This window comes from Duganella sp. 1224, assembly GCF_013408245.1.
In the GTDB taxonomy this organism is placed as follows: domain Bacteria; phylum Pseudomonadota; class Gammaproteobacteria; order Burkholderiales; family Burkholderiaceae_D; genus Rugamonas.
Map to the genome: position 1 here is coordinate 791089 of NZ_JACBYS010000001.1, position 16951 is coordinate 808039.

The 16951-nt window shown below is 65.4% G+C and carries 15 protein-coding genes; 6 read left to right on the plus strand and 9 right to left on the minus strand.

The genetic code is table 11. The features are described 5' to 3' along the window. Window positions 1–22 precede the first annotated feature (22 nt). The 3 genes from FHW58_RS03595 to FHW58_RS03605 all read right to left on the minus strand — a co-directional run bounded on the left by FHW58_RS03595 (window position 23) and on the right by FHW58_RS03605 (window position 3431). Window positions 23–1693 (minus strand): alkaline phosphatase family protein, encoded by a 1671-nt coding sequence (locus FHW58_RS03595; protein ID WP_179671683.1) that lies wholly within the window; start codon window positions 1691–1693, stop codon window positions 23–25. A gap of 80 nt (window positions 1694–1773) precedes the next feature. Next, window positions 1774–3252 (minus strand): monocarboxylate uptake permease MctP, encoded by a 1479-nt coding sequence (mctP, locus tag FHW58_RS03600; protein ID WP_218892621.1) that lies wholly within the window; start codon window positions 3250–3252, stop codon window positions 1774–1776. Next, entirely contained in the window at window positions 3249–3431 is a 183-nt protein-coding gene (locus tag FHW58_RS03605) for a DUF3311 domain-containing protein (RefSeq protein ID WP_179671684.1), read from the minus strand. The genes mctP and FHW58_RS03605 overlap by 4 nt, the downstream gene beginning before the upstream one ends. Window positions 3432–3702: 271 nt before the next feature. Here FHW58_RS03605 and FHW58_RS03610 point away from each other — a divergent pair, with 271 nt between their 5' ends. The 6 genes from FHW58_RS03610 to FHW58_RS03635 all read left to right on the plus strand — a co-directional run bounded on the left by FHW58_RS03610 (window position 3703) and on the right by FHW58_RS03635 (window position 11753). Further along, a complete protein-coding gene (locus FHW58_RS03610) occupies window positions 3703–4374 on the plus strand; it encodes a hypothetical protein (protein ID WP_229265041.1) in 672 nt (223 codons plus the stop codon). Window positions 4375–4564: 190 nt separating this feature from the next. Further along, window positions 4565–6106, plus strand: coding sequence for an efflux transporter outer membrane subunit (locus FHW58_RS03615; RefSeq protein ID WP_373996619.1), 1542 nt, complete (start codon window positions 4565–4567; stop codon window positions 6104–6106). 24 nt (window positions 6107–6130) lie between these two features. Continuing rightward, the gene (locus FHW58_RS03620) at window positions 6131–7291 is read left to right on the plus strand and encodes an efflux RND transporter periplasmic adaptor subunit (protein ID WP_179671686.1); all 1161 of its coding nucleotides are present in this window, start codon (window positions 6131–6133) and stop codon (window positions 7289–7291) included. 12 nt (window positions 7292–7303) lie between these two features. Beyond that, window positions 7304–10378 carry an efflux RND transporter permease subunit gene (locus FHW58_RS03625; RefSeq protein ID WP_179671687.1) on the plus strand — a complete coding sequence of 1025 codons (3075 nt, stop codon included), beginning with the start codon at window positions 7304–7306 and terminating at the stop codon, window positions 10376–10378. 8 nt (window positions 10379–10386) lie between these two features. Continuing rightward, window positions 10387–11406: a diguanylate cyclase gene (locus FHW58_RS03630; protein ID WP_373996620.1), complete on the plus strand. Its 1020-nt coding sequence runs from the start codon at window positions 10387–10389 to the stop codon at window positions 11404–11406. Next, window positions 11406–11753 (plus strand): hypothetical protein, encoded by a 348-nt coding sequence (locus FHW58_RS03635; protein WP_179671688.1) that lies wholly within the window; start codon window positions 11406–11408, stop codon window positions 11751–11753. The genes FHW58_RS03630 and FHW58_RS03635 overlap by 1 nt, the downstream gene beginning before the upstream one ends. 127 nt (window positions 11754–11880) lie before the next feature. Here FHW58_RS03635 and FHW58_RS03640 read toward each other — a convergent pair whose 3' ends face one another. The 6 genes from FHW58_RS03640 to FHW58_RS03665 all read right to left on the minus strand — a co-directional run bounded on the left by FHW58_RS03640 (window position 11881) and on the right by FHW58_RS03665 (window position 16906). Next, window positions 11881–12456, minus strand: a complete 576-nt coding sequence (locus tag FHW58_RS03640) for an NnrU family protein (RefSeq protein ID WP_179671689.1) — start codon at window positions 12454–12456, stop codon at window positions 11881–11883. 63 nt (window positions 12457–12519) lie between these two features. Then, window positions 12520–13470 carry a MaoC/PaaZ C-terminal domain-containing protein gene (locus tag FHW58_RS03645; protein WP_373996621.1) on the minus strand — a complete coding sequence of 317 codons (951 nt, stop codon included), beginning with the start codon at window positions 13468–13470 and terminating at the stop codon, window positions 12520–12522. Between the two features lie 5 nt (window positions 13471–13475). Then, window positions 13476–14876, minus strand: a complete 1401-nt coding sequence (locus tag FHW58_RS03650; protein WP_179671691.1) for a serine hydrolase — start codon at window positions 14874–14876, stop codon at window positions 13476–13478. Window positions 14877–14897: 21 nt separating this feature from the next. Further along, on the minus strand, window positions 14898–15404 hold the full coding sequence (gene rrtA / locus FHW58_RS03655) for a rhombosortase (protein WP_179671692.1): 507 nt from the start codon (window positions 15402–15404) through the stop codon (window positions 14898–14900). Then, window positions 15382–16224, minus strand: a complete 843-nt coding sequence (gene rhlP, locus FHW58_RS03660; protein WP_179671693.1) for a rhombotarget lipoprotein — start codon at window positions 16222–16224, stop codon at window positions 15382–15384. Before rhlP ends, rrtA begins: the two co-directional genes overlap by 23 nt. Further along, a complete protein-coding gene (locus FHW58_RS03665; RefSeq protein WP_179671694.1) occupies window positions 16211–16906 on the minus strand; it encodes a CPBP family intramembrane glutamic endopeptidase in 696 nt (231 codons plus the stop codon). The genes rhlP and FHW58_RS03665 overlap by 14 nt, the downstream gene beginning before the upstream one ends. Between the last annotated feature and the right edge of the window lie 45 nt (window positions 16907–16951).

Consider the following 16951-nt stretch of genomic DNA (forward strand, 5'->3'; position numbering starts at 1 on the left):
GCGATTGCCCGAAAGGGTAACTTTAACGCAGGGTTTCGGTCAGTACGCGGCCTTCCGCGCCGGCCGGCGGACGCACGTGCAGCAGGTTGGCCAGCGTCGGCGCGATGTCGACCACTTCGGCGTACTGGCCGTAGGCGCCCGGCTTGATCCAGCGTTTACCCATGATCATCAGCGGCACGTTGGTGTCGTAGGCATACGGCGAGCCGTGCGAGGTGCCGCTATTGCCGGTGCCGAAGTACCAGAACGGCTTGAGCACCACCATCAGGTCGCCGGACGACTCGCGGTTCCAGGCGCGGCGCATCAGGGTGTTGATGTGCGTGCCCTGCACCGCGCCGCTTTCAAACTGGGTGCGGGTGTAGGTGTCGACCACGCCGTTTTGCGCCAGCAGGTACTTGGCGGCGGCGTTTTCCACGTCTTCGCGTTTCAGCTTGTTTTGCTCGGCCAGCACGTAGTCCAGGTGGATGTTCGGCAGCGACCAGGCTTGCACCAGTTTCGAGACGCCGAATTTGGCGGCCAGATGCTGGTCCAGCGCGGCCATCAGCTTGTCGCCGTCGAGGCGCTGGGCGTCGTAGTTCTGCGTCTTGGAGAATTCCGGCGTGTTGGGGAAGCCGTGGTCGGCGGTCAGCACCACCAGCACGTTGTCCATGCCGATGCGCTTGTCCAGGTAGTTGAAGAAGTCGGCCACCATGCGGTCCAGGCGTTGCAGGTGGTCGTGCGACAGCTTGCTCTCCGGGCCGAAGGCGTGGTTGACGTAGTCGTGCGCCGACAGGCTGACGCCCAGCAGGTCCGGCACGCCGGCCGGATTGCGGCCGAGGTTTTCGCCTTCCACCGCCGCGCGCGCGAAGTCCAGCGTCAGCTGGTCGAGGAACGGGCCGACGCGCAGGCTGGCGTAGTAGCCGGCGTCGATCTCGCCGCTCTCGCTGTAGTAGGTGTAGGGCAGGCGGTTGTGCGAGCCCGGTTTGGGAATGTTCAGGTCTTCCGGCGCGTCGCCGGCGTAGGCAGCTTCCGGCAGCAGCGGCGCCCAGGTCTTGCCGTAGTAGCGGTCCTGCGGCTTGGCGGCCAGGTACTTTTGCACCCACTCCGGATGCTGCTTCATGTAGTAGGTGCTGCTGGCGAAGTTGCCGGTTTTGTCCATGTACATGTAGGCGGTGCCGGTTTTACCGGCCAGCAGGATGGCGCCGCGGTCCTTGCCGGACACGGTGACCACCTTGCTGCGGCTGCCGGTGGCGTAGCGCAGTTCATCGCCCAGCGTGTTGACCTTTAGCTTGGCCGGCGAGGTGCCGTCGCTGGGTTTGGTCTCTTCGCCGATGTAGGTGTAGTTGCTGTCCTCGGTGCAGTACACCGACTTCTTGGTGAGCGGATCGATCCAGTTGTTGCCGATGATGCCGTGCACATAAGGATAGGCGCCGGTCAGCACGGCGCTGTGGCCGATGGCGGTGACGGTGACGCCGTGCGCCTGGTGCGCGTTGCTGAACGAGGCGCCCTGGTCCAGCATGCGGCGCAAGCCGCCCTGGCCAAACTGGTCGCGGTAGCGTTGCACCTGTTCGTTCGGCAGGCCGTCCACCACCAGCACGACCACCAGCTTGGGCAGGGTGGAGGCGGTGGTGGGCGCCGCAGGCGCGGCGTGAACGTGGGACAGGGCAAGGCAGGATGCGGCGATGGTGATCGCGCGCAGGGACAAGTTCTTGGTCATAGAGGATCGTCAGGTTGAATAGGATAGCTTGGGCGTGCCGGATGCTATCCTATTCCTGTGACGGGACGATGACAAGAAGTTCAGGCCTTGCGCTTTTCGCCGGCCACCAGCTGCACGATGATGGCGACCACGATGTTGAGCGCGAGCGCCAGCAAACCGGTGTAGGCGGTGTAGCTGTCGCCGCCGATCACCAGCGTGTGCACCGGCTTGATGCCGTCGCTGAAGGCCAGCGCGCTGCCGGCGACGATGCCGACCGCCCAGCCGCTGAGCAGCGCGCGGGCGCCGAACCAGCCGAAGAACAGGCCGAACACCACCGACGGGAAGGTCTGCAGGATCCACACGCCGCCCAGCAGTTGCAGGTCCAGCGCGAACTTGGTCGGCAGGAACAGGATGAACACCAGCGCGCCCACCTTGACCACCAGCGACACCAGCTTGGCCACCTTGGCCTCGCCCTCCGGCGTCACCGCCGGATTCACATACGGCTTCCAGAAATTGCGGGTGAACAGATTGGCCGCGCCGATCGACATCACCGCCGCCGGCACCAGCGCGCCGATGGCGATGGCGGCGAAGGCGAAGCCGCTGAACCAGCTCGGGAACAGGGCGTTGAACAGCGCCGGCACCACGTCGTTGTTGCTGGCCACCGTGAGGTGGGCGGCATACGCCATGAAGCCCAGCAGCGCGATCAGGCCAAGCAGGATGGTGTAGGCCGGCAGGAACACGGCGTTCTTGCGGATGGTGTCCGCGCTGTTGGCGGCGAAGATGCCGGTCAGCGTGTGCGGATACATGAAGGCCGCCATGGCCGACCCCAGCGCCAGCGTGGCGAACGGCAGGATCTGCGCCGGCTTCAGCGTCAGGCCGGTGGCGCCGCCCTTGGCGGCGAAGGCGTCGCCGGCGGCGCTGAACACCGCGCCATAGCCGCCCAGCTTGGCCGGCACCAGGATCACCGCCACCAGCACCACGATGTAGATCATCAGGTCCTTGACGAAGGCGATCAGCGCCGGCGCGCGCAGGCCGGCGGCGTAGGTGTACAGCGCCAGGATGACGAAGGCGGCGGCCAGCGGCAGCTCGCCGGTCAGGCCCAGCGCCTTGATCACCACTTCCATGCCCACCAGTTGCAGCGCGATGTAGGGCATGGTGGCCACCACGCCGGTCAGCGCGATGGCGAATTCCAGCGGGCGCGAACGGTAGCGGCCAAACACCACGTCGGCGGCGGTGACGTGGCCGGCCTTTTGCGCGGCGTGCCACAGCTTGGGCATGATGGTGTAGACGATCGGGTACACCAGGATGGTGTAGGGCAGGGCGAAGAAGCCGTAGGCGCCCACCGCGTACACCAGCGCCGGCACGGCGATCACGGTGTAGGCGGTGTAGAAGTCGCCGCCCACCAGGAACCAGGTGATCCAGGCGCCAAAGTTGCGCCCGCCCAGGCCCCATTCCTCCAGGTGGTTGCCTTGCTGCTTGGCGCTCATCCAGCGCGAGGCGCCGAAGCCCAGCACCGTCACCAGCACGAAGAAGAAGATGAAGACGCCGAGGGCGGTCCAGTTGACTTGATCCGGGATCATGGCTGGTCTCCCTTCTTCTTGTCATGCTGATAGACGAACCAGATGATCAGCGACGTCAGCGGGACCCAGGCAAACTGGTACCAGTAGAAGAAGGGGAAGCCAAACAGCGAGGGGAGTTCGTGGTTGTAGAAGGGCAGCCAGAGCAGGCCAAGAAAGGGCAGAGCAAGCAGGTAATGCACGATGACTCCATATTTTTAGGTTATGGTGCAATAGTATAAAACCAGCACAAACCGCGCCACCTCCGATGTAGGGATAAAATTGTAGCGGGCTTGTTACAAACAAAAGCTATCGGGCTGCCGCGCCGATTGATTTTCTTAATTGCAATGGTGCGATTAAGCAACTAATTTGCCGCAAAAGAGCAGTTTTTTACCGGAGATGCCGGCACGAAATGATCACTATTGCCAAAACGCTGATAGAATGTAGTGGTGAGGAATCTTCTTGCAGGAGTCGATGATGATTAACGTGAACAACATTGGTGGCGGTACGCTGTCGGCAGCGCTGGTTGCTGACAAAGCGCTGGCGCCCGTCAAGGTTCAATCTGCCACGGACAGCAGCAACGCGGACCTGAGTGCATCGGTTGCCGCGTATTTCTCGTTGCCTGGCTTCAATGCCACCAGCCCCCTGCAGGCTGACACCAGCAATGCCGCCAACACCGGCGACCAGGCCAACGCGCTGGTCAAGGCCGTGTCGGCAGACGATACGCTGAAAAGCGCGCTGCAACAGTTCGACGAGGGCCTGAAAAAACTGGTCCAGCGTCCGGAAACCCAGATCTTCCAGGCCCGCTTTGGCGCCGACAATGCCGCCAACAATGGCGTCAATGGCGGTAACGGCGTCAACAGCGCCAACGCGCCCGATCCGCTGCTGTCGCCCGAACCGCTGCCGGGCGTGGGCGAGGACGGCGTGCTGGGCGTGCCGCCGCCGGCCGCTGAAATGGCCGCCGACACCAATCACGACGGCAAGATCAGCGAAGACGAGCGCATCCGTTACGAAGCGCCGCTGACCTACCGCAGCCTGGCGCATGACGATGGCGTCGACGCCCAGACCAACGGCCCCAGCGCGTTCTCGCTGACCGAGGTGAATACCGCTTACGGCGCCGTGGGCGCCGCCGCTGTCGCGGCCTGATCGCGTCTTTACCAGTCTTATCCCAAAAAAGGGCTTTGCCAGCGATGGCAAAGCCCTTTTTTTTATATCTCTCACGGCAATTAAATCACACCTGAGCCATAAAAAATGCGAACATCGTAGTTGAATGTACAGTCATTTAATCTTTAGTGTACGTCAACTTTAAATATTGGTAACAGTGCGGGAGATTGTAGTGAAAAGAAGAATCTTCAGGCAGTTCAACACGCTGGCCTTGCGGGCCGGCGTGGCGGCGTTGATCGCCGCCGGAGTGGGCGGTTGCGCGCTAGGCCCCGACTTCAAGGCACCCGCTGCGCCGGCCACTGCCGGCGACAGCTACACGCCGACGCCGCTGCCACAGCAGACGGTGTCGGCGCCGGGCATGGGCGGCGCGGCCCAGCAGTTCGCCTTCGGGCAGGAGATCCCGGCCCAGTGGTGGTCGCTGTTCAATTCGCCGGCGCTGGATCAGCTGATCCGCGGCGCGCTGGCGCAAAATCCGAACATGGCTGCTGCCGAGGCGACCCTGCGCCAGGCGCAGGAAAACTACAACGCCCAGGCCGGCAATCTGCTGTATCCGTCGGTCAGCGCCCAGTTGGGCGGCGGCCGCCAGAAGGTCAGCGCGGCCACCGCCGGCGCGGCCGCCGGCGTCTATAACGTCTATAACGCCTCGGTCAACGTCGCCTATACGCCGGACGTGTTCGGCGGCACGCGGCGCACGCTGGAAGGCGCGCAGGCGGCCATCGACTATCAGCGCTTCCAGGTCGAGGCGACTTACCTGACGCTGAGCGCCAACGTGGTCACCACCGCCATCCAGGAAGCCTCGCTGCGCGCGCAACTGCAGGCCACGCGCGAGGTGCTGGATGCGCTGACCAAGCAGCAGAACGTCATCGAGAAGCAGTTCGAGTACGGCGCCATTCCGCGCACCACGGTGCTCAGCCAGCGCAACCAGGTGGCGCAGATCAACGCCACCATCGCGCCGCTGGAGAAGGCGCTGGCAGCGGCGCGCCACCAGCTGTCGGTCCTGGCCGGCAAGCTGCCGGGCGAGGGCGGCATGCCGGAGTTCACGCTGGCGTCGCTGACGCTGCCGCAGCAGCTGCCGGTGTCGCTGCCCTCGGCGCTGGTGCGCCAGCGGCCCGACATCCGCGCCAGCGAGGAGGCGCTGCACCAGGCCAGCGCCGCCATCGGCGTGGCCACGGCGGCGCAGTATCCGCAGTTTTCGCTGACCGCGTCCTACGGGTCCAGCGCCGCCACCTTCGGCAAGCTGTTCGACTCGCAGACCACCGCCTGGAGCCTGCTGGCCGGCGTGGCGCAGCCGATCTTCAATGGCGGCGCGCTGAGCGCCCAGCGGCGCGCGGCCGAAGCGGCGTATGACGCCGCCTCCGCGCAGTACCGCGCCACCGTGCTGACCGCGTTCCAGAACGTGGCCGACACGCTGCGCGCGCTGGAGTCCGATGCCGCCGCGCTGCAGTCGCAGGCGCAAGCCGAGGCGCTGGCCAAGGAAACGCTGGATCTGGCCGAGCAGCAGTACAAGCTGGGTGGCATCAGCTACCTGACGCTGCTGGACGCGCAGCGCAGCTACCAGCAAACCCATATCGCCCTGGTGCAGGCGCAGGCCGCCCGCTACGCCGATACCGCCGCGCTGTTCCAGGCGCTGGGCGGCGGCTGGTGGAATCGCGCCAACGGCGTTCCCGCCGCGACGGCGGTTTCCGCCGCCGCCCCGTACGGCAAAAACCAATAACTCAAACACGCAGGAGAACGATTCATGGCCAAGCGTCCAACGACCAAGCGCATGCTCATCATGGTGGGGTTGGTGATCTTGTTGATCGCCGTACTCGCGTTCGGAAAATTTTTACAGATTAAAAAGCTGATCGCCAGCGCGCCCAAGCCGGGCGCGCAGGTGGTCACCGCCGTCAAGGTGCAGTCGGCCGAATGGCAGCCGCAGCTCACCTCTGTCGGCACGCTGTCGCCGGTGCGCGGCGTCGATGTCACCACCGAGATCGCCGGCCTGGTGCGCGAAGTGCGCTTCAAGTCCGGCGACGAGGTCAAGGCCGGGCAGGTGCTGTTCGAACTGAACGCCGACTCCGACATCGCCCAGCTGCGCGCGCTGCAAGCCAACGCCGACCTGGCGGCCACCACCCTCAAGCGCGACAAGCTGCAACTGCAGGCGCAGGCCATCAGCCAGGCGCAGGTCGATGCCGACGAGGCCGACCTGAAGTCGCGCCAGGCCCTGGCCGCGCAGCAAAAGGCGCTGGTCGACAAGAAGACCATCCGCGCGCCGTTCGCCGGCAAGCTGGGCATCACCGCCGTCAATCCGGGCCAGTACCTGAATCCGGGCGACAAGCTGGTGACGCTGCAGACCATCGACACCGTCTACGTCGACTTCTTCGTGCCGCAGAAGCAGCTGGCCAGCCTGTCCATCGGCCAGAAGCTGAACCTGACCAGCGATGCCTATCCGGGCGTGGGCTTCGCCGCCAAGGTGACCTCGATCAGCCCGAAAATCGACGCCGCCACCCGCAACGTGCAGGTGCAGGCCACGGTGCCCAACACCAAGCGCCAGCTGTTGCCGGGCATGTTCGCCAACGTCAGCCTGGATCAGGGCGAGCTGAAAAAATACCTGACCCTGCCGCAGACCGCCATCACCTACAACCCGTACGGCTCGACCGTGTTCCTGCTGGCGCCACCGCCGGCCGACGCCAAGGACACGCTCAAGGATGACAAGGGCCAGCCCTACCTGGTGGCGCAGCAGGTATTCGTGACCACCGGTCCGACCCGCGGCGACCAGGTGGCCATCCTCACCGGCCTGAAAGAGGGCCAGACCGTGGTCACCAGCGGCCAGCTGAAACTGAAGAACGGCACGCCGGCGGTCATCGACAACAAGGTGCAACCGGCCAACAGCCCGAATCCGACGCCGCAGGAACACTGAGGATAACGCGCCATGAACTTTACCGATATCTTCATCAAGAAGCCGGTGCTGGCCAGCGTGATCAGTTTGCTGATCGTGGTGCTGGGCCTGCGCTCGCTGTTCAGTCTTCCGGTCAACCAGTATCCGAAGACGCAGAACGCGGTGGTGACCATCTCCACCACTTACTACGGCGCGGACGCGGCCACGGTGGCGGGCTTCATCACCCAGCCGCTGGAATCGGCCATCGCGCAGGCGCAGGGCATCGACTACCTGTCGTCGTCGTCCAACAGCGGCGTGTCGACCATCACCGCCACGCTGCGCCTGAACTACGACTCCAACCGCGCGCTGACCGAGATCACCACCCAGGTCAACTCGGTCAAGAACCAGCTGCCGCAACAGGCGCAGCAACCGGTGCTGACGGTGCAGACCGGCCAGACCACCGACGCCATGTACATGGGCTTCTACAGCGACACGCTGCCGACCAATAACGTGACCGACTTCCTGCTGCGCGTGGTCAAGCCCAAGCTGGATTCGATCCAGGGCGTGCAGACCGCCGAGCTGCTGGGCGCCCGCCAGTTCGCGCTGCGCGCCTGGCTGGACGCCGGCAAGATGGCGGCGCACGGCGTCACCGCGGCGGAGGTCAGCCAGGCGCTGGCCGCCAACAACTACCTGGCCGGCCTGGGCTCGACCAAGGGCCAGGCGGTGACCGTGCCGCTGACCGCCGGCACCGACCTGCACACGGTGGAGGAGTTCAAGCAGTTGGCGGTCAAGCAGCAGGACGGCGCCATCGTCCGCCTGGAGGACATCGCCAACGTCACGCTGGGTTCGGAGAACTATGACTTCAACGTCGCATTCAGCGGCGTGCGCTCGGTGTTCATCGGTATCAAGGTGGCGCCGGAGGCCAACATCCTGGATGTGGCCAAGCGCGTGCGCGAAGCCTTCCCCGGCATCAAGTCGCAGCTGCCGACCGGCCTGACCGGCGAAATCGTCTACGACTCCACGGAGTTCATCAACACCTCGATCGAGGAAGTGGTGAAGACGCTGGTGGAGGCGCTGATCATCGTGACCGTGGTGATCTACCTGTTCCTCGGCAGCTTCCGCGCGGTGATCGTGCCGGTGGTGGCCATGCCGTTGTCGCTGATCGGCACCTTCTTCGTGATGCTGCTGCTCGGGTATTCGATCAACCTGCTGACGCTGCTGGCGATCGTGCTGGCCATCGGCCTGGTGGTGGACGACGCCATCATCGTGGTGGAGAACGTGGACCGCCACATGAAGCAGGGCATGAAGCCGTTCGACGCCGCCATCGTCGCGGCGCGCGAGCTGGGTAGCCCGATCCTGGCGATGACCGTGGTGCTGATCGCGGTGTACGTGCCGATCGGCTTCCAGGGCGGCCTGACCGGCGCGCTGTTCACCGAGTTCGCCTTCACGCTGGCCGGCGCGGTGGCGGTATCCGGCATCGTCGCGCTGACGCTGTCGCCGATGATGTGCGGCCACTTCTTCGACCATTCGCAGGACGAGGGCAAGTTCGTCAAGGCCATCGACCGCGTGTTCACCAAGGTGCACGACGGCTACCTGCGCGTGCTGCGCAACCTGCTCAACACCTGGGTGGTGCTGATCGTGTTCGGCTTCATCGTGTTTGGCCTGCTGATCATCCAGTTCAAGCTGTCGCAGTCCGAGCTGGCGCCGGAAGAGGACCAGGGCATCGTGCTGTCGCAGGTGGTGGGCGCGCCCACCGCCACGTCGGACCAGATGCAGGCTTACGCCAAGCAGATTTTCGATGTCGCCAAGTCGCTGCCGGAATATGACCAGATGTTCCAGATCACCGGCGTGCCGACCACCAACGCCGGTATCGGCGGCGTGCTGTTCAAGCCATGGGACAAGCGCAGCCGCTCGGCGCACGAGATCCAGCAGGAGCTGCAGGCCAAGTGGAACCAGATCGCCGGCGGCCGCGTGGCGGCGTTCCAGTTCCCGGCGCTGCCGGGCAGCTCGGGTCTGCCGGTGCAGTTCGTGATCACCACCACCGAGCCATTCGAGAACCTGAACACGGTGGCGCAGGCGGTGCTGGACAAGGCGCGCAAGGACAACAAGTTCTATTTCGTCGACGTCGACCTGAAAATCGACACCCCGCAGGCGACCGTGGACGTGGACCGCGACAAGCTGGCCACGCTGGGCCTGACGCAGCAGGACTTCGGCAATGCCATGGCGGCGGCGCTTGGCGGCGGCTACGTCAACTACTTCTCGATCGCCGGCCGTTCGTACAAGGTGATCCCGCAGGTGCAGCAGGTGGACCGCTTGAATCCGAACGACGTGCTGGACTTCTACATCAAGACGCCGACCGGCGACATGATCCCGGCCAGCACCGTGGCCAGCATCAAGTACAGCGTGCAGCCGGAATCGATCACCCGCTTCCAGCAGCTGAACTCGGCGACGATTTCCGGCGTGACCGGCTCGTCGCAGGGCGAGATCCAGCAGTACCTGCGTGACGCGCTGAAGGAAGTGGCGCCGGCCGGCTACACGGCCGACTTCTCGGGCGAATCGCGCCAGTACGCGGCGGAGTCGGGCGGCTTCCTGGTGACCATGCTGTTTGCCGTGATCATCGTGTTCCTGGCGCTGGCGGCGCAGTTCGAGAGCTTCCGCGACCCGGTCGTGATCCTGTTCTCGGTGCCGATGGCGCTGTTCGGCGCGATGACGTTTATCTTCCTCGGCTTCGCCTCGGTCAACATCTACACGCAGGTGGGGCTGGTGACGCTGATGGGCCTCATCTCCAAGCACGGCATTCTGATCGTGGAGGTGGCCAACCATCTGCGCGAGGCCGGCAAGTCCAAGCGCGAGGCGATCGAGGAGGCGGCGGCCACCCGTCTGCGTCCGATCCTGATGACCACCGCGGCCATGGTGTTCGGCGTGATCCCGCTGGTGATCGCGTCGGGCGCCGGCGCCGCCGGCCGTCACGCCATGGGCCTGGTGATCTTCACCGGCCTGTCGATCGGCACCTTGTTCACGCTGTTCGTGGTGCCCGCCATGTATCTGTGGCTGGCGGGCGAGCACAAAGCCCACACCCAGCCGGCGGACGCGCCACCCTCCGAGCCGTCCACGCAGCCCGCGCACTGAGTGTCATCGTGAGCGGTACCGGCAAAGCCAGCGCCCCGCGCTGGCGCTGGCTGTCGGGAGGGCGCCAGCGGCGTCAGGAAGAAGTGATCCTGATGCTGCTGTGTGCCCTTAGCATTCCCAGTATTCTCCCCTTTGGCATTTACCGGCTGCTGCAAGGCAGCTGGGCCTCGGCCATGGTCGACATGGCGCTGGTGCTGGCCATGTCGGCGGTGATCGCCCACGTGTGGCGCACCGGCCGTTACCAGGTCGCCAGCCTGTGCGTGACCATCTTCTATTCCGGCGGCATGCTGGCCACGGTCTACCTGCGCGGCGTGGGGCTGGTGTACTGGGTCTACCCGACCATGATCGCGGCGTACTTCGTGCTGCGGCCATCGGTGGCGCTGGCGATCAACAGCGTCGGGCTGGTGGTGCTGGTGGCCATCCTGCACGGGCAGGTGGAGGTGCTCAACCTGGCCACCATCATCGTGACCATAGGCCTGGTCAACCTGTTCGCCTACATCTTCTCCTACCGCACCGGCATCCAGGCGCGGCGCCTGCACAAGGCGGCGGAGCGCGACTTCCTGACCGGCGTGGGCAACCGCCGCGCGCTGGACCGGCTGCTGGCGGAATACGCGCAGGAACGCAGGCCGCAGCTGGAATCGAGCCTGCTGCTGCTGGACCTGGACCATTTCAAGCAGATCAACGACCAATACGGCCACGCCGCCGGCGACAAGGTGCTGGTGCGGCTGGCGGCGCTGATGCAGCGGCATACGCGGTCGTCGGACCGGATCTTCCGTTACGGCGGCGAAGAGTTCGCGATTATCGCCACCGGCGCGGGACTGGACGCGGCCGCCGTCCTGGCCGAGGGCATGCGCGGCGCGGTGGAATCCGCCACGCTTCTGGAAGGGCACCCGATCACCATCTCGATCGGTGTGGCGTACATGGACAAGTCGCAGACACCGGAGGCCTGGCTGGCGCTGGCCGACAAGATGCTGTATGCGGCCAAGCAGGGCGGGCGCAATGCGGTGCGCGTGGCGGAGGTGTCCTGATGCGGATTTTATTCGTGGCCTTGCTGGCGACGCACACCCTGGCCGCAGGCCAGCAGCGCAACGAGCCGGCCATTGCGCTGACCGATGACATCATCAGGAAAGCGGTGCGCGAGACGATTGCGGAGGATCCGCGACCGCTGCCGTCGTCCAATGCGCAAGCGGGAGCGTTCCGCGCCAATCCGGTGGAGGCGCGCATGAGCGCGGCGTTCGAGCAGGCCAAGGTGCCGGATTGCCTGCATCCGGACGCGCTCAAGCTGCAGCCGGCGCAGATTGGTCCGGTGGCGGTGGTGGGCCCATACTCGCTGCCATGGGTGATTGCCGCGGCGGCGCGCGGCAAATGCCGTTAACGATGGAACGAAGTCGCGCCGCCCGATTGAGCGTTGTCGCAACCCGAAAAGGTCGGGGTATGACCCCGTATGGGGTCAGACCCCTGTTCGCCGCAGTGCGGGTTGAGCGATTCCCGCGAACTCAGTATCAGAAGGGACGCACGCCGATCAGCGGCAGGTGCAACCACATCGCAAACACCCCCGCGCCGACGATGCCGATCACGATGGTGATTGCCGTGGCGCCGCCGCTGCCTGGCAGGTACATGGTGCCCAACGCCGCATCACGCCGGCGCGAGGCGCGGAACAGCAGGATGGCCCAGATCAGGAAGCTGCCAAACAGCAGGATGTCGTGCAGCGTGCCGTTGGCGATCAGGTGGGCCAGCGCCCAGGTCTTGATCCCGATGGTCATCGGGTGGTGCAGCCTGGCCTTGATGCCGTTGCGCGGGACGAAGCCGGCGGCGATGAAGACGAACGCAATCACCGCCAGCAGCGCCGCCAGGTGGCGCGTGAACAGCGGCGGAATCCAGACGACGACCGGTGCCTGGCGCGCCAGGCCATAGCCCCAGACAATCAGCAGCAGGCCGGTGATGGATACCACCGAGTACATGGCGCGCCATGGCAGGAAGCCGATGCGCGCGCGGGCCGCGTTGCGCCAGTCTTCGGCGAAGATGCGGATGGAGTGCAGTCCGAGAAAAATGATCAGGCCCAGTATCAGTATCGTCATCGCGCTTTCCGTGGTTGTCTGCTGGCGTGACGATACACCGCTGCGCGCCGTCGCGCAACGCCGCTAGCGCAGGTTTCCGGCCAGATGAACGGTGGCGCCGCCGACCAGTCGAACCGGGCGGCTGCCGTCGCTGCCCGGCGGCGCGATGTGCACGGACAGCGCGGGGCAGGGGAGCGGCACCGGCTTGATGAAGCGGACGTCGATCTCTTGGAAATCGACACCATGCTGACGCAGGATTTCGTAGCTCCGCACGAAGCTGCCAAAGCCGTGCAGCACCAGGCCGCGAAATACGGAACGTCGCGCCAGCGGCCCGCACCAGTGGATAGGATTGAAGTCGCCCGTCAGCAGCGCGAAGCGCAGGCCGTCGCGGACATCGGCGTGCCACTGGCCGGCGATGAGCCATGCCGGTTCTTCCGCCTGCAGCGGTACGGTTTTGGCGGCGCGTGGACCGGGCAGCAGGAAACTCATATGCAGGCGCGTCTCGACCAGTGCGGGCTGCCGCGCGGTGCCGGTCACGACGGCCACCACCACCTTGACGCGGCCGGGCGTCTCCTCGATCTGCTCGACGGCGGCGTTGACGCGCAACGGCGTATGGCGCGGCAGCGGTCCATGTATGCGCAAGGTGACGCCCTGATTAATCACGCTGGTCAGCTTGTAGGGCATACGCAGCAGCAGCTCGCCGACCAGCGGCAGGCTCCATTGCGACACCATATGCGGCGGCAGTTCGCAGTCATAGCCCGCCGCACCCGCCCAGCGGACGTACGCCGCCACCAGATCATCCGACGGCGCGGCAACCATGCGCACCACCGGCGCAACACGCCCCACCACCGCCAGCCCCGCGCCATCGACACCGCTACCGCCGACAACGCCGCCACCGCCACCGCCGCCGGTGCCCTCGTCGCCGCGGTTGCCCGGCCGGGACGCCTGCGTGATCGCGTCCAGCACGGTATGGCCGACGACCCGCGCACCGGTCAGCAGCATTGGGAGCTGGTGGCGCAGCAAGCCATACGGCACGTCGCTCATTGCTGAACCGCCTTCACAACCGCCGCCAGCAGGGCCTGCGGCTGATACAGCAACCGATGCGGCGTCAAACCAAGCCGCACCACCACCAACTGCTGCGACGGCACCACCGCAATGCTCTGCCCATCATGCCCCTCCAGCCAGTACGTATCGTCCGGCAGCTGAAACCGCGCATCAGGATTCTGCCCCTCCGGCGTGTCGCCAGCAGGTCCATAACGCCACACCTGCCCCTGGCCGTACTGCCCGCCCGATGCCGGCACCACCTGCTGCATGCCGGCGATAAAGCCCTCGGGCAGCATGCGCTTGCCCTGCCATACGCCGTCCTGCAACAGGAACTGCCCAAAGCGCGCCCAATCCTGCGTGGTTGCGTACATATAGCTCGACCCCACCAGATTGCCGCGCGCATCCGCCTCCATCACCGCGCTGCTCATGCCCAACGGCGCAAACAGACGATCATGCGGCAGCGACAACACGCGCGCCGACGTCGCCGACGTGGCGTCGCCACCCGCCGCCGCCCGCTGCCACACCCGCGACAGCAGCACCGTGCCGCCACTCGAATAATTCCACTTCCCGCCGGGCGGCTGCTCCAGCGGCTGCGACGCCACAAAGCCCGCCATATCCGGCTCCAGGTACAGCATGCGCGTCACATCCGACACATCGCCATACGCCTCGTTCCAGCGCAAGCCGCTGGTCATCGACATCAACTGCTCGAGCGTGATCTGCGCGCGTGGATCGCCAGGAGGCCAGAAACCGCTCTGCTGCAAGGACAAGCTGCCGTCCGCGATCTGCATCCCCGCCAGCACCGCGCTGACCGTCTTCGTCATCGACCACCCCAGCAGCGGCGAGGCCGCCGTAAAGCCCACGCCATAGCGCTGCGCCACCAGCCGTCCGCGATGAATCACCGCCAGCCCGCGCACACCAGGACCGGCCAGCACGTCCTGCTCCAGCAAAGCCTGCACCGCGGGATTGGTCTCCGCCAGCGAACCGGTAGGCCACGGCACATTGGGCGAGGGCGCCCAGATCTTGATGGGATTGAATTGATATTGCGCCGCCCGCGCCACATCGCCATCGGGCGCCACCGCGCAGCCGGTGCCGGGCCGGTACACTGCCATGCCATCGCCGACAAAACCAAAGAACTGCGCGCGCACGGTCTTGCGCTGTTGGTCCACCCGTACCTGCAGATACTTCAGCACAGGATGGCCAGGCGCCTGCACGTCGTCGGCCAGTACTGCCTGGCCGTCACGTCCGGCGATAAACACATTGGAACATACGATCTTGGCGCCGTAATTCGCGCCCACTCGCAGCAATTCGGGCGGCTTCACCGCCAGCGTCGCCACACCGCCCGCCGCAATCACCACCACCGCGCCAGTGGCGATCAGGATTTTTGATGCTATTGACATGCCAGCCCATATAAAAGATGCTTAATCTGTCAACGATTGTACCGTGAATGCGGCGAGCACCGCACCGAGTAAATGCGCCTGCCACGCCACGGCCACGCCGGGCGGCAGGCCCGACCAGCTGGCGACATAGCCCAGCGCTTCTGCAGCGATTTTGACCGACAGCGCGACACCCAGCAGCACCAGCGCCGCCCGCGCACGGCGGCCGGCGCGTGGCCACAAGGTGCCAGCCGCCAGCACCACCAGCATCACCGCCATGCCGGACGCGCCACGGTAATAGAGGAGATCCGGCGCCAACAGCAGCAGCCCGGCGGAGATCAGCGGTGCGCTGAGCGCCACGATCAGGCAAAGGCGTCGCCAGCCCAGCGCCGGCAGGGCGATGGCGCCCGCCGCCAGCGCCGTCGCAAAGTCCATCAGCGCGTGGCGCGCCGAATAGTGGACCAGATGGCAGGTCCACAAGCGCCAGATCTCGCCGGACAGGATGGCGTGGCGGTCAAACTGCCACAGTTCAGGCACGGCGGCGGACGGCATAGGCCACGCCGGCCAGCAGCGCCGCCAGCACAAGGCTGATCCAGCCCATGCCGCCGCCGCCATGCCCGCCGCCGTGGTAACCGGCCTTGTTCTCGACCTGGTAATTGGCGTCGTTCTTGATCCGCTCACGGAAATTATCCAATTCCGTTTGCAATTGCGGGATCAGTTGATCGACAGCGCGCTCGTAACCCTCGCCGGCGGCCTGGCGCTGTTTCTCGGTCAGGCCGGCCAGACTGGCGCCTCCCTTGATGCGGCTGGTGCCCGGCGCGCGGAACAGCAGCTTGTGGCTCTGGACGTCGAACACGGCGGCATCCACCATCGTCTGCACGTCATACTGGTCACCATGGATCACGTAGGCGCCGATGATGGTCCAGTACAGCACCGACAGCGCGTTGCTGTCGTTGAACTGTACCTGGTCGTAGGAGAGCAGGGTGACCACTTCCACATCGAACATGCGCGCCACCTGTTCCAGATTGGTGAAGCCGCCCTTGGCCTGCAGGTACTGGCTTGGGATGATGTCGATCTTGCCGATGTACTGGTGTTTGGAGAACGCGTCGCGCACGCGCTCCAGCAGTTTGATTTTTGCGGCTTCCGGCAATCCGTTATTCCAGTTCGATCCGGGCACGAAGGCAATCCCCACCTTGACCGGAGGCCGCAGCCTGACCACGCTCGGCGCCAGCGACGGCGATTCCTTCGCATTCGGATACAGATAGTCGACCAGGCTACCCGTCTGCTTGGCGCCATTCGGGTTATGCCAGACAGCGCAGCCGCTCATCACGACAGCGACAGCGACAATCAACAGGGCTTTAAGAAATTGCATGTGGTTCTCCACTAGGTTGCTGATGCAGGATGTGGTAGCTGCCAATCGCGCCGACCAGCGGCAGGCCTATATGGATGGCGATTAGCCACCATAGGCTGCCGGTCAGCACATAGCCCGCGCCGAACAGCAGCGCGGAGACAATGCTGCCGCCGAGCTGGATCGGAGTGCGATAACCATGTGCCAGGCCATACGCCAGGCCGGTGATGGCGACCGCGCCCCAAGCGCCGGCATAGGGCGTCAGCACCAGCGTGAGAAAGCCGCGGTATAGCAGCTCCCAGCCGGCGCCGACGAAGAGTGTCGTCAGCAGGAAGAGCCGGAACTCGCGCGGTGTGCGTGGCATCTTGTCGTTGGACTCCGCCAGGGCACGCAGCTTCGCGGCCTTGTCCGGCGTGGTCTTCTTCGTGGCGGCGGCGTACATGGCGGACAGGCCGATGGCGGGAATCAGCAGGCACCATAGCGCGGCGCCGGCGCGGGGCATATCCAGTCCCAGATCATGCGCGGAGTAGCCGTTGGCCCAACAGGCCGCCGCCAGCGCCATCAGCGCCAGGCTGATGGTGCGCATGGTTCTGACGTAGCCTTGCGCGCGCGGGCGCGAAGCCACATCGCGTTGGCGTACGCTGCGCCACAGCTGGACTGCGGGGTAAATCAGGATGAGGTAGAACGCCAGCGCCAGGTCTATCATGTTTCGGCCACGATGAGTGCAAACAGCGGCCGATTATACGTTACG